At 63.2% G+C, this 10632-nt stretch carries 18 protein-coding genes and 2 pseudogenes; 14 read left to right on the top strand and 6 right to left on the bottom strand.

Features of this window, described 5'->3' with window-relative positions; genetic code table 11:
* From KBZ15_RS10620 to KBZ15_RS10610, 3 genes are all read left to right on the top strand, one after another.
* The coding region (locus KBZ15_RS10620; RefSeq protein ID WP_255015202.1) for a hypothetical protein at positions 1–218 on the top strand (218 nt) is incomplete at its 5' end.
* 300 nt (positions 219–518) lie between these two features.
* Positions 519–767 carry a type II toxin-antitoxin system Phd/YefM family antitoxin gene (locus KBZ15_RS10615; RefSeq protein ID WP_255015201.1) on the top strand — a complete coding sequence of 83 codons (249 nt, stop codon included), beginning with the start codon at positions 519–521 and terminating at the stop codon, positions 765–767.
* Positions 764–1222 carry a type II toxin-antitoxin system VapC family toxin gene (locus KBZ15_RS10610; protein WP_255015199.1) on the top strand — a complete coding sequence of 153 codons (459 nt, stop codon included), beginning with the start codon at positions 764–766 and terminating at the stop codon, positions 1220–1222. The genes KBZ15_RS10615 and KBZ15_RS10610 overlap by 4 nt, the downstream gene beginning before the upstream one ends.
* A gap of 325 nt (positions 1223–1547) precedes the next feature.
* Here the strand turns inward: KBZ15_RS10610 and KBZ15_RS10605 are convergent, their stop codons facing one another.
* Both KBZ15_RS10605 and KBZ15_RS10600 read right to left on the bottom strand, forming a co-directional pair.
* Positions 1548–1904 (bottom strand): type II toxin-antitoxin system PemK/MazF family toxin, encoded by a 357-nt coding sequence (locus KBZ15_RS10605; protein ID WP_255015198.1) that lies wholly within the window; start codon positions 1902–1904, stop codon positions 1548–1550.
* Positions 1901–2125: an AbrB/MazE/SpoVT family DNA-binding domain-containing protein gene (locus KBZ15_RS10600; RefSeq protein WP_255015197.1), complete on the bottom strand. Its 225-nt coding sequence runs from the start codon at positions 2123–2125 to the stop codon at positions 1901–1903. Before KBZ15_RS10600 ends, KBZ15_RS10605 begins: the two co-directional genes overlap by 4 nt.
* Before the next feature lie 74 nt (positions 2126–2199).
* Between KBZ15_RS10600 and KBZ15_RS10595 the strand changes: the two genes are divergently transcribed.
* Positions 2200–2487, top strand: coding sequence for a DUF4351 domain-containing protein (locus KBZ15_RS10595; RefSeq protein WP_255015196.1), 288 nt, complete (start codon positions 2200–2202; stop codon positions 2485–2487).
* A gap of 110 nt (positions 2488–2597) precedes the next feature.
* Here KBZ15_RS10595 and KBZ15_RS10590 read toward each other — a convergent pair whose 3' ends face one another.
* Positions 2598–2987, bottom strand: a complete 390-nt coding sequence (locus KBZ15_RS10590) for a type II toxin-antitoxin system VapC family toxin (protein ID WP_255015194.1) — start codon at positions 2985–2987, stop codon at positions 2598–2600.
* Positions 2984–3253 carry a type II toxin-antitoxin system Phd/YefM family antitoxin gene (locus tag KBZ15_RS10585; RefSeq protein WP_255015193.1) on the bottom strand — a complete coding sequence of 90 codons (270 nt, stop codon included), beginning with the start codon at positions 3251–3253 and terminating at the stop codon, positions 2984–2986. Before KBZ15_RS10585 ends, KBZ15_RS10590 begins: the two co-directional genes overlap by 4 nt.
* A gap of 785 nt (positions 3254–4038) precedes the next feature.
* On the opposite strand from KBZ15_RS10585, the gene KBZ15_RS18560 reads away from it, so the two are divergent.
* Complete coding sequence (locus KBZ15_RS18560) at positions 4039–4413, top strand: type II toxin-antitoxin system Phd/YefM family antitoxin (RefSeq protein ID WP_255015192.1); 375 nt, start codon at positions 4039–4041, stop codon at positions 4411–4413.
* Positions 4413–4787: a type II toxin-antitoxin system VapC family toxin gene (locus KBZ15_RS10575; RefSeq protein ID WP_255015190.1), complete on the top strand. Its 375-nt coding sequence runs from the start codon at positions 4413–4415 to the stop codon at positions 4785–4787. Before KBZ15_RS18560 ends, KBZ15_RS10575 begins: the two co-directional genes overlap by 1 nt.
* A 339-nt stretch (positions 4788–5126) precedes the next feature.
* On the opposite strand, the gene KBZ15_RS10570 is transcribed toward KBZ15_RS10575, so the two are convergent.
* Entirely contained in the window at positions 5127–5330 is a 204-nt protein-coding gene (locus tag KBZ15_RS10570; RefSeq protein WP_255015189.1) for a type II toxin-antitoxin system HicB family antitoxin, read from the bottom strand.
* Positions 5327–5446: pseudogene (locus tag KBZ15_RS10565) on the bottom strand (type II toxin-antitoxin system HicA family toxin); the annotation flags it as partial. The pseudogene KBZ15_RS10565 and the gene KBZ15_RS10570, both read right to left, overlap by 4 nt.
* A gap of 397 nt (positions 5447–5843) precedes the next feature.
* Between KBZ15_RS10565 and KBZ15_RS10560 the strand changes: the two are divergent.
* From KBZ15_RS10560 to KBZ15_RS10535, 8 genes and pseudogenes are all read left to right on the top strand, one after another.
* The gene (locus tag KBZ15_RS10560) at positions 5844–6143 is read left to right on the top strand and encodes a BrnT family toxin (protein ID WP_255015187.1); all 300 of its coding nucleotides are present in this window, start codon (positions 5844–5846) and stop codon (positions 6141–6143) included.
* A 284-nt stretch (positions 6144–6427) separates the two neighbouring features.
* A complete protein-coding gene (locus KBZ15_RS18675; RefSeq protein WP_396123436.1) occupies positions 6428–6661 on the top strand; it encodes a DUF4351 domain-containing protein in 234 nt (77 codons plus the stop codon).
* 570 nt (positions 6662–7231) lie between these two features.
* Positions 7232–7543, top strand: a complete 312-nt coding sequence (locus tag KBZ15_RS10555) for an AbrB/MazE/SpoVT family DNA-binding domain-containing protein (RefSeq protein WP_255015186.1) — start codon at positions 7232–7234, stop codon at positions 7541–7543.
* A complete protein-coding gene (locus KBZ15_RS10550) occupies positions 7540–7890 on the top strand; it encodes a type II toxin-antitoxin system VapC family toxin (RefSeq protein ID WP_255015184.1) in 351 nt (116 codons plus the stop codon). Before KBZ15_RS10555 ends, KBZ15_RS10550 begins: the two co-directional genes overlap by 4 nt.
* 558 nt (positions 7891–8448) lie before the next feature.
* Positions 8449–9075, top strand: coding sequence for a hypothetical protein (locus tag KBZ15_RS10545; RefSeq protein WP_255015182.1), 627 nt, complete (start codon positions 8449–8451; stop codon positions 9073–9075).
* A gap of 1 nt (position 9076) precedes the next feature.
* Positions 9077–9703 carry an RES family NAD+ phosphorylase gene (locus KBZ15_RS10540; protein WP_255015181.1) on the top strand — a complete coding sequence of 209 codons (627 nt, stop codon included), beginning with the start codon at positions 9077–9079 and terminating at the stop codon, positions 9701–9703.
* A 325-nt stretch (positions 9704–10028) separates the two neighbouring features.
* Positions 10029–10319 (top strand): annotated as a pseudogene (locus KBZ15_RS18670) (hypothetical protein); the annotation flags it as partial.
* 67 nt (positions 10320–10386) lie between these two features.
* Positions 10387–10632, top strand: a 246-nt coding sequence (locus KBZ15_RS10535; protein WP_255015179.1) for an Rpn family recombination-promoting nuclease/putative transposase, incomplete at its 3' end; no start/stop codon positions are given.

Genomic DNA, 10632 nt, shown 5'->3' with positions numbered 1-10632 from the left:
AGCAGATCGACACCCTCTGGCGTGAGCACCTGCAGGCAATGGACGCCCTGCGGGAATCGGTGGGCCTGCGCGGCTACGGCCAGAAGGATCCGCTGATCGAATACAAAAACGAGGGCTACGACATGTTCCTGGAGATGATGACCCAGATGCGCCGCAACGTGATCTATTCAATGTTCATGTTCCAGCCGGCGCCGGCGCCCCAGGGAGCTACCGCCTGAAGCTGATGGGCCTGGCCGGCGGGGAACACCTGATCGCGAATGCTTCCGCAAGCCCCGCCCAAACTGCAACCCAACCCCAACCTCCTGATACCTTTTCGCCAGCGAGCGCTCGCCGTTTACCTGAGCGCCTAATTTGCAACGCCTAGTTCCCCACGCTTGATTTGCAGCTGGCGCAAGCACACGGCCAAGAATTACGTGGCGCCGGCGGATACTCCGCCCTGAAGAGCTCCCTGCTCCCTGGTTCGGCCTAGATTCTTGGTGACCAGATGGTCATCTGGTCATTTGCTGTCGATTCTGGTCATGAAAACGGTTGGTTTGGCGGAGGCCAAGGCCCAGTTGTCGGCATTGCTCGACGCCGTCGAGGCGGGCGACGAGGTGGTGATCACGCGGCGGGGGCAGGTGGTGGCTCGATTGGTGCGCGATCACGGCTCTGCCCGTGAGCCTGGCGCCAGTACCTGGGTGCAGCGGCTGCGGCGGTTGCACGCGGAAGCCCCACCCATGGAAGCCAGTGCCGTGGAGTTGGTGCGTGAATTGCGCGACGAGCCATGACTGTCACGACAGGTGAGCAGGCTGGCCCCGTTTATCTGGATAGCTGCGTGTTGTTGTCGCTCTTCCTGGGCGACAGCGGCTTTGACGCCTCCGAGAAGTGGCTGCTCAGCCGCGATGGCACGGAACTTTGGATCAGCCACTGGGTGTTGCTGGAGTTTGCTGGTGTGGTGGCGACATGTGTGCGTCGTGGCCAGCTCACGGCTGAACGGGCCCGATGGATCGAGAGCGAGTTTGAGTGTTTCCGCCAGGAGCGGCTGCGCTTGCTGGAGCCGCGTGGCAGCGACTTTCTGCAGGCCCGCCAGTGGCTCCAGCAGAGCCAAGATCTGCCGCTTCGCTCCGGCGACGCCCTGCATCTCGCCCTGGCAAAGCGCCACAAACTCACCCTGGCCAGTGCCGACCGTGGCTTGGGCCAGTGTGCCCACGCCCTGGACTTACCTCTGCAACTGATCGGCTGACAGACGCGTCTCCAGCCTGCTTGCCCCGCGCCGATGGGCAAGGGCCGCGTAATCGGCGTCTGCACTGGCTGACGGAGAACGCCTGATTCGCTGCTCCTGATTAGCTGCTCCCAATTCGCCAACGCTCAAGATTCTGTACAGACCGTACAGAATTGAGGACTTCCCCCTGAGCCGCCAGCGAGGCTCCAAGCCCGCCAAGCCCCGCACGGGCTGCAGCCGCAACCAACGCTCTGAGCCTTGGCCGTAGCCCTAATTGAGAGCAGTAATAGCTCTCAACGGCTGGAGGCGGCGGCTAATCCGCAGGCCATGGCTGTTCCCTAAGCAATCAACCAACTTCTGGCCCTGGATTGCCGAACAACTTGGCCAGCTGGGCAATCACAGCGGCGCGATCACCATCGGCCAGGGCACCCAAGGGGCCGAGCACCAGTCGCTCATCCAGGGTGAACAACTTCAGACGCACCACACAGGGTTGGGGCAGGCCCGCAGCCTGTAGATCCTCAATCGGCCAATCCAGGGGCCAGGAGGATTGGCGCGCCGAGGTGATCATCGCCAGCAGCAGGTGGCCGCAGGCCTGCTGAAAGGCTGGCTGGGAGAGCACCAGAGCAGGCCGCCGCTTCTGGGCCAGGCGATCGGTGAACGGAAACGGCACCCGAAGCACAGCAAAGCTGTCGAAAGCACTCACAGCTCTGCAAAGGCCTGCTCATCGGCCGGGCTGCTCCACTCGCTCAGCGTGCCCTCCAGCCCCTGCAGATAGGCCACATCCAGGGGTGCCACGGCCCGCACCCGCACCGAGCCATCCTCCAGCTCCCAGCTGAGCAGATCACCCTGCCGCAGACCCAGGGCGTCACGCACAGCCTTGGGCACGGTGATTTGCCCCTTGGCGGTGAGTGTGGCGACCTCCATTGCAAGCCCCACGCGAGCCCATCCAGTCTACGCCGAAAACCTCCTTGCGGTAAGGCATCCTTACCGAGGACAGGGTGGAACCGCTGCTGGCGGTGGCGCTGATGGGCGCAGCTCCCAGCAACGGCAGCGAAGCAGGATTCGCTTCCCCTGAGCCACCAGCACCCCCAGCCCGAACAAACAGTCTCTCCAAAGGCGGCGGCCCCGATTCGAGCATCCCCCGCGAAGCCGCCAAGATGACTCTCCGCTGCCAACTCAACCGCCGCTGCGGCCCCTTGAGCGAAGCCACCACCGCCCAGATCCAGGGCCTGCTCGACTTCCAGGGCCCGGCAGAGCTGGCCGCCTGGCTGGCGGGAAACACTTGAGGAGACCCCTCTGATTTGCAGCTGAGCAGGAATCTGTACAGCTTGTACAGAGCCTCTAAGGCTGTTTTTGAGCGCCTTAGCGTCGCCAACGCCACCACCGGCTGATGGCGCTACCAGAGAAGCCGGCAAGGGAAGACCTGCAGGGCAGGATCGAGAGTCACCAGCTTGAGCATGGCCAGCTCAGCCTGGGCGGCTAGCAGGCGATCAAAGGGGTCACGGTGGGGCATGGGGTAGCTGCCGGCATGCAGGCCCTGCTGCAGCGTGATGGGCAGCAGCTCAAAGCCCTGAGCGATGAGCAGCTGGGGAAGGTCGTTGAGCAGTTCGCCGATGCCAGGCAATTTGCCGATGCGCACCATGGTGGCGATCTCCCAGCCGGAAGCGGCGCTCACATACACCGCGTTGGCGGGGTCATTGATGCCGGCATAGGCGGCAGGCGAGAGCCGATCCGGCTCAGCCAGCCACCAAAGCAGGGCATGGGTGTCGAGCAAGAGCTGGGTCATCGTGGACCTGGCCAAAGCAGGGGGTGCTCAGCGGCAGCAAGCTCCTCCTCCGGCAGAGGCTGCAGTAGCTCTTCCGGCGTTGGCAGTGTGATGCGGCCAGCCAAAACTCCGGCCTTGCGCCCGCGGCACGATGGCTCGAGAGGCACCAAGCGCGCCCAGGGTGTTCCACCTTTGGCCACAAGGATCGTTTCACCGGCGTGGGCGGCATCGATTAGCCGCGAAAAGTGGGTCTTGGCCTCATGCACATTCACAACACGCTCAGCCATGGGGTGCCGGTCCCTTTGCGACAAGCTTAGTCCGCTCCCGGACCAAGCGGGAGGCTTGGGCTGGTGGCTGACTTAACGATGGGGCGCCACCGTTGACCTGCCGATCCGCAACCTTTCAAAGCACTGCCCAAGATTCCGTACGGTCTGTGCAGAACTGCAAAGCGTGATTTTAATTTATTCGGCTTTTTTTACAGTCGTACCGCATCAGCGCCGAGCCTCGCATCGTCTTGGCTGCCTAAATGTTCGTTTTTAGTGCCCCCTCAATTTTTGAAGTGTGCGGTACTTCCGCCGCTTACAGGTGGGGTAGCTCGGTGAGCCGATAATAGCTCCTGCCCGCCTGCAGTTTTGTTGAATTGTTGTGCCTAGATTTTGCCAATAATTGCCATATAAGTCTTCCATATAAGCCTTCCATATAAGTCTTCAGTCTTGCTCTAAATCGTATTCCTGAAGAGCGCCGGCTCCCATTCACTTGCCCTGCCGCTTGCCCTGCCGCCTGCTGAGCGATCAAGCCAGCCCGATCTGCTGGTTGTGGAGCTCAGTTGCGCGCCAAGCAGGGCTGACGTCTTGGCTGGCCCCTACCTCCTGGTTTCACTCCTCCATTCGCAGCTGTGCAGGAGTCTGTACAGCTGTACAAACTCGAGTAGGCATCCCAGTCCGACCCCAGCTAACTCGACATTTGCGGGTGTTTCTGGGGGAGGTGCGCTAGACCAGCCTGGAAGACCTGAGCCAGCAGATCCTGGTCAGGCGGCCTGATCTAGACACGGTTGTGTTGCCTCGGTGAGCTGGTGCAACGGTTACCCCAGCCCACCTTGAGCGAGGCCACCACCGCCCAGATCCAGGCGCTTCCTTTCGCCAACCTGCAAGCCGACACCCATTTCTGGCTAGGCTGGCCAAGTGCCGAGCTGGTGGTCATGCAGGTGAACATGCTGGATGCCAAGAGCCAGCTGTCGCGGCTGGTGAAGGCAGCCCTGGCCGGTGAAGAGGTGATCATTGCCAGCCATGGCAAGGCCCAGGTGAAGTTGGTGCCGTGCGCGTCGGCCGCCGGTTTGAAGCGGCTTGGCGCTCTGGCAGCGGCCTCGCCCGAGCTCCTGGCCAACCAGGTGGATGCCGCCTTCGGTGAGGCTGTGGATCAGCAGGTGGCCGAGCTGTTCAACAGCTGATGCGGCTGTTGCTCGACACCCAGGTGATGCTCTGGTGGCTCCTCGACGATCCACGGCTGGGATCCAATACACGAGAGTTGCTGGTCGCCAGCCCCTGCCTGGTGTCGGTCGCCAGCATCTGGGAGGTGGCCATCAAGCACCGTCTCGGCAAGTTGGACGTGACACCGGCCGCCTTCCGCGATGAGAGCCTTGGCGCCGGTGCTGCGCTCCTGCCGGTGCTCGATGCGCATGTGATTGAAACCGCCCAGCTGCCCCTGGTGCATCACGACCCTTTTGATCGGCTGTTGATTGCCCAGGCGCGGGTCGAGGGGCTGATGGCCGTGTCATCCGATGGTCACTGGCCTGGCTACGACGTGTCGCTGCATCGCGTCTGAGAAGCTTCCCCCTAAGCCACCAGGAGTCCCAGCCCGTCCACCGCCAAAGCGCTCGCCGCCCTCCCGAAGGGTTGCGCCGCTTACGGGCGGGTCACTACCGCGTGGTGCGCATCGGCCATCGCGCCGGAGGCGCTTTCCTCGCACTGACGTCGCTACCGCCGGGATCCGGGCCCGGCCGCCAACGCCTGATTCGGCAGCTGTGCAGGAGTCTGTACAGCTGTACAAACTCATGGAGGCGCCCAAATTGTCATGGCGGTTGGCTTCCCCCTGAGCCGCCAGGCGCCCCAGCCCGAACAAACCACTCAGCCGCCACCCGCCAACGAGGTGGGGCCTATACCCTCACCATCTCCACCGAACTGCTGGAGGCCGGAGCCACCAAGCCATCGCGGGCAGGCCATCGAGGTGGAGCTGGATCGCGGCTCGGATCTCGCCCCGCACGGCCTCACGGGTGGAGCCAGCAGCCACACATCCAGGCAGATCCGGTACGTAGGCCGAAAAGCCGGTGCCCGTTGGTTCAATCACCACGGCGTAGGTGTGACTCATCGAAGGAGACCTCCAGACTGCTTTTCAATGCTGCGCAGGGTGCCGGGCGCCAGTTCATCACTGGACTTTCCCGCCACCGTAACCCTGCCGGGCCGAATCAGATGCTTGAACTGGCGCCTCCAGCCGCTTGATCACCACAGCAACCTTCACCTCATCCGCCTATTCAGCCCTCTGGCCAGAGCAGCACAGGAGCGCATTTGGGGGCATCCGTGAAAACACGGCTTGCGGGCGTGAACCTGATCTGGAGGACTTCCCCCCAAGCCGCCAGGCGTCCCAGCCCGAACGAGCTGCTCACGAGCTGCAACCCCAAGCAGCAGCTACGTTTTCGCCAGCCAGCGCCGCAACTTTGCAACACCGACCGCTTGGACCTACCGGATCTTCCAGAACACACCGCATCAACTCCGCGCACTGTTGACAGACGACCTGGGCGCCAGGGTTCTGGCTGCAGGAACCCTATGAGGGTCTTACGCTGCATCCACAGCTGGAAGCCCTGGATGATCGAGGGCTGATCCCTTGCCGCCATTGGAGTTTGAGTGGGATGACAACAAAAGCCAGCAAACCTTCCAAGACCGTGGTTTCGACTTTGGGTTTGCGACCCAGGCCTTCTCAGACCCCTCGGGTTTCAGAGAACCCGATCAACGGCTCCCCTACGGCGAAGATCGGTTTCGTTTCTACGGTGAGATCCAGGGGAAACTCTTCGTTGTCATCTACACCGAGCGGCAAGGACGGTTCCGAATCATCTCCGCCCGAAAAGCCAACACTCGTGAAATACAGGCTCACGGCCAACGGCGAGCTGATGCACCAGAAGCCTGACGGGACTTGGGATGCCGCCACAGCCCGGGCCGACTGGGAACGGATCAACAGCACGACTGATGCTGAGATTGAGCGGCAGGAAATCGCTGATTTAGTGGAAGCAGCCTTGCACCTTCAGGTTGGTGGGCTCCCTGCTCTGGCTGCGCGCCTGGATGTGAGCCCATCGTCTGTGAGGCGTTGGCGCCGTGCACGTGTGATGCCCTCTGCTGCTCATCAGCAGCGTCTGCACCACCTCCTCACGACGCTGTAGAGAGTCCGGGTGCTGCCGGAGTAAATCATGGTGATTGCCGGCATTCCCCGCGAAGAGATCCGCCACACCCGGGCCGTACAGAACTGGCTTGCTGCGGGCCGCCAAGAGGGGCTCCAGGAGGGCAAAGCCCAGGAAGCCGCCAAAAGTTACCCTTCGCCTCCTCAACCGCCGCTGCGGCCCCCTCAGCGAAGCCACCACCGCCCAGATCCAGGCCCTACCAGTGGAGAAGTTGGAAGCCCTGGCCGCCTGGCTGGCGGGAAACACTTGAGGCGGCCCCTCTGATTTGCAACTGTGCAGGAGTCTGTACAGCTGTACAAACTCGAGGAGGCGCCCAAATTGGCATGGCGGCTGGCTTCCCCCTGAGCCGCCAGGCGCCCCAGCCCGAACAAACCGCTCTGCCTCCAACCGCCAATGGGGTTCCAGATGCATCAAGCCCCGCCTGGCGGCGCATCTGGAAGTGGTGGTGATCACGCCACCTGCGGGTGTTTCTGGGGGAGGTGCACTGGATCAGCCTGGAGGATATGAGCCAGCAGCCAGATCTCGACCCCCTGCTGAACCTGCTCACCCTGCCAGTGCGGCCATGATCTAGACAAGGTTTTACCGCTTATCTGGTGTACCGCCTATCTGGTGTACCGCCTATCTGGTGCAACGTTTGCCTGAACTCACCGAGCAGCAAATTATGGAGATCGCCCGCATTCTCTGAGAAGAAATCTTTCTTACCAGGGCAGTGCAGGCCCGGCTTGCGGAGGGGCGCCAGGAAGGCGAAGCGGCCCTTGTCGCTGGAGCTGGTCGCACAAGGCAGAACCGCCTTACGCTGGGCTCAGCTGATGCTTCGGCCATGCGGTTACCACCGGCACGCTCACGCAGTGCAACCCTCACGGTCACCACCAAGGGCCAGGTGACCTTGCGCAAGGAGCTGCTTGCCCATCTCGGCGTTGAGCCCGGCCAGCGGATTGACGTGGAGGTGCTGCCCGGTGGGCGGCTCGAGCCCCATGCCGAACAGGCCACCGGCACGATCAACGGTTTCATAGGGCTACTGGCCGGGCGCAGCAAGCACCGAGCCAGCTTGGAGGAGATGCACGAGGCCATGGAGGCTGGTTGGGCCGCGCTGTCCAGCAGCGAGCGCAAATCAGGCAGCTCAAGCCTGTGAAGATCACCGCCGACACCAACGTGCTGGTGCGGGCGCTGGTGCAGGCAGAGTTGGTGGGTGTTCCACTGCCGGTGCTGTGCGAACTGGTGTGGGTGCTGCGGCGGGTGTATCGCTTCAGCGCCAGCGACTGCATTGGCGCCATCGAAGCACTGCTGGCCAGCGCCAGCGTGCGGGTGGATCGCTCAGCTGTGGGCATCGGGCTGCAGCTCCTGGCCGCCGGTGGTGACTTCGCCGATGGAGTGATTGCCTATGGAGGCCGCCAACTAGGCAGCGAACAACTGGTGACCTTCGACCAGGAGGCTGCGCGGCTTCTAGCTGCAGTCGGTGAGCCTGTGATTCTTCTTTGAGTGCATCAGAAGGACTTCCCCCTGAGCCGCCAGGCGCCCCAGCCCGAACAAACCGCTCAGCCTCCTGCCGCTAACGAGGCTCCAAACCCACCAAGCCCCTCACGGGCTGCAGCCCCAACCCCAAGCCGCGGCTACCTTTTCGCCAGCAAGCGCCGCTGCCAGTGAACACCGGACGCTGGTATTACCGCGTCTTCCAGAGCGCCCCCGACCTGATCCGCTCACTGCTACCCGGCTCAGCCGCCGCCGCCAACGCACTGGGCCTCGACCCAGCCGCTGCCGCTGGAGAAGTTGGAAGCACTGGCCGCCTGGCTGGCGGGAAACACTTGAGACGACCCCTCTGTTTTGCAACTGTGCAGGAGTCTGTACAGCTGTACAAACTCATGGAGGCGCCCAAATTGGCATGGCGGCTGGCCTCCCCCTGAGCCGTCAGGTTTCCCAGCCGGAACGAACCCCGGTGCCACCTAGCCCCAGGCAATCAACCCAACCCAGTTGGCTTTGTCCTGATGAGTGCGCCATACTGACAAAGCCAACCCGCACTGCAAGCTCGAGGTTGCCGTCATGGCTGTTCAGGAGTCGGGGCCTGCGTCTGTACTTGCGGGCGACCCCCAGGCGAGCGCGTTGCTGCTGCGCGTGAATCAGTTGGTTCTCAGCAAACTGGCCTTGCCGGGAGGGCCTGTACAGGCGATGAGTCATCGGCAGGCTCCAGTGGCCCTCGACGACCTCAGTCTGCTCACAGAGCTGGTGATCGAGGCCTGGCGCCTAGAGCCGACGCCACCGCCGCGGCACGCGCTGCTACGGCTGCGAGGCGAGCAGGCCCTAGCCCAGCTGCTCAAGTCCAGCGGCGGCAGCCTTAGCTGTGCAGAAGTGCAGCAACTGCTCAAGCTGAGTGGCGAGGGAGTGCGCAAGCGGCGCGATCGCAAGCGGCTGCTCGGTTGGCGCCATGGCAAACATACCGTGTATCCGGCCTTTCAGTTCGATCTGGCCGGCGGGCGGGTGTGGCCAGCCCTGGAAGCGGTGTTGCCCCTGCTCGACACCGACAGCGGCCCGGCTCAGGTGCGCTTTCTGCTGAGCCCTGACCCTGCGCTGGGCGACACCCCGGCCGCTCTGCTGTGCAGAGCGGAACCGCTGGCACTGGAGGAGGTGAGCCGTAAGGCACGCCAGTTTGGCTGCCAATTGGCTCGCTGACGTGCGCCTGCCGCTGCCGCCGCCGCAACAGGCCCGAGGGCTGCGCCTGCTGCGAATTGCTGCCGGTAGCCAGTGGCTTCGGATCCATCGCTGCCACCACTCCATTGCACTTCATTGGGGACGGCATGGGCAGGGCCGTTGGAATGCTCCTGATGCTGCCTTTGGCGTGCTCTATGTGGCGGGCGATCTGGAGACAGCCTTTGCTGAAACTTTTGGCCATCAAATGATGGCCAGCCACCTTCCGGCGGCCGTGAAGTTCCTCAGCCGCCAGGAACTGGAGGAGCGCTGCATTGCCAGGCTCATAGCTCTTCGTGATCTGCAGGTGTTGGATCTCAGGGGGGCGGCCCTGGCCCGCCTGAATCTGGATGCCCAGCTGCTCAGCACCTGCGAGCAGTTGCCGGTGTGCCAGGCCTGGTCGTACTGGTGGCACGAGGCGGCTGAGCAACCCGATGGGCTTATCTATCCCTCGCGCCTTTTACCCCTCGGCACCAACCTGGCGCTTTACGAGCGTTGCACCGATGCGTGGGAGGAGGAATGCCTCGGCGATCTGATGCATTGGCCTGCAATCTCCCCAGAACCTGCCGTGTTGGAGATCCTCGATGCCCACGGCTGGGGCTTGGTGGGATGACCAGTCACCTTGCACCAGGAGCCTTAGCGAGCAGGCAGCGAAGAGGAGCTCAAGGATGGGAGCTTCGAGATCTGCCGCTGAGAGCGAGCGGGGATCATCGGCCCCATCCGAACTCAGCCGGAACGAACCACCTACGACCCAGCCCTCAAGCGCGGCCAGATGCTCCGTGTATGGCGGCAACCGCAACCTGCCCTTCTCTATGCGCAACACCTAGTTCCCTCTCTGATTTGCAACTGTGCAGGAGTCTGTACAGCTGTACAGATTCAGGCTGTACAAACTCGAGGAGGAGCCCAAATTGGCATGGCGGCTGGCGTCCCCCTAAGCCATCAGGTTTCCCAGCCGGAACGAACCCCGGGGCCGCCGCACCCCAGCAACACCCGGCACCACCACCTCCCGCACGACCTGCAGCCCCAACCCCAAGCAGCGGCTACCTCTTCGCCAGCAAGCGCCCGCAGCCAGTGTAGACAAAGTCGGCCGGAGGCCATACACCGACCATTGGTATTACCGGGTCTTCCAGAGCGCCCCCGATCTGATCCGCTCACTCCTGCCCGGCTCAGCCGCCGCCGCCAACGCGCTGGGCCTCGACCCAACCGCTCTCGGCGATCGGCTCTATCGATTTGAAGCTCTTGAAATCAAAGAGCTCAGCCACCGCCTCGATGGCGTGCTCTGGCCCAGGGTGCCCGGTGGTGCTCCTGGAGGTGCAGATGCACCCGGATTCAGGTTTCCAGCACTGCCTGGCGGCGCAGACCTACCGCTTTCTGCAGCGGCACCCGCAGGTGGAGCACCTGGAGGTGGTGGTGATCACGCCACACCAGCGCCACAGGCTGGGGCCGGCCCAGCTAATGCGAAACCTGCGGGTGTTTCTGGGGGAGGTGCACTGGATCAGCCTGGAGGCCTTGAGCCAGCAGCCAGATCTCGGTCCCCTGTTG

The organism is Cyanobium sp. BA20m-p-22, from assembly GCF_024346275.1.
Classification (GTDB): domain Bacteria; phylum Cyanobacteriota; class Cyanobacteriia; order PCC-6307; family Cyanobiaceae; genus Cyanobium_A.
This window is presented reverse-complemented; position numbering and strand designations above follow the sequence as displayed.

Excerpts from the sequence above, each read along its gene's own strand:
- KBZ15_RS10590 (WP_255015194.1), bottom strand. The coding sequence starts at position 2,987 with ATGACCCAGCTCTTGCTCGACACCCATGCCCTGCTTTGGTGGCTGGCT.
- KBZ15_RS10610 (WP_255015199.1), top strand. The coding sequence starts at position 764 with ATGACTGTCACGACAGGTGAGCAGGCTGGCCCCGTTTATCTGGATAGC.
- KBZ15_RS10585 (WP_255015193.1), bottom strand. The coding sequence starts at position 3,253 with ATGGCTGAGCGTGTTGTGAATGTGCATGAGGCCAAGACCCACTTTTCG.
- KBZ15_RS10615 (WP_255015201.1), top strand. The coding sequence starts at position 519 with ATGAAAACGGTTGGTTTGGCGGAGGCCAAGGCCCAGTTGTCGGCATTG.
- KBZ15_RS10575 (WP_255015190.1), top strand. The coding sequence starts at position 4,413 with ATGCGGCTGTTGCTCGACACCCAGGTGATGCTCTGGTGGCTCCTCGAC.
- KBZ15_RS10555 (WP_255015186.1), top strand. The coding sequence starts at position 7,232 with ATGCGGTTACCACCGGCACGCTCACGCAGTGCAACCCTCACGGTCACC.
- KBZ15_RS10600 (WP_255015197.1), bottom strand. The coding sequence starts at position 2,125 with ATGGAGGTCGCCACACTCACCGCCAAGGGGCAAATCACCGTGCCCAAG.
- KBZ15_RS10545 (WP_255015182.1), top strand. The coding sequence starts at position 8,449 with ATGGCTGTTCAGGAGTCGGGGCCTGCGTCTGTACTTGCGGGCGACCCC.
- KBZ15_RS10570 (WP_255015189.1), bottom strand. The coding sequence starts at position 5,330 with ATGAGTCACACCTACGCCGTGGTGATTGAACCAACGGGCACCGGCTTT.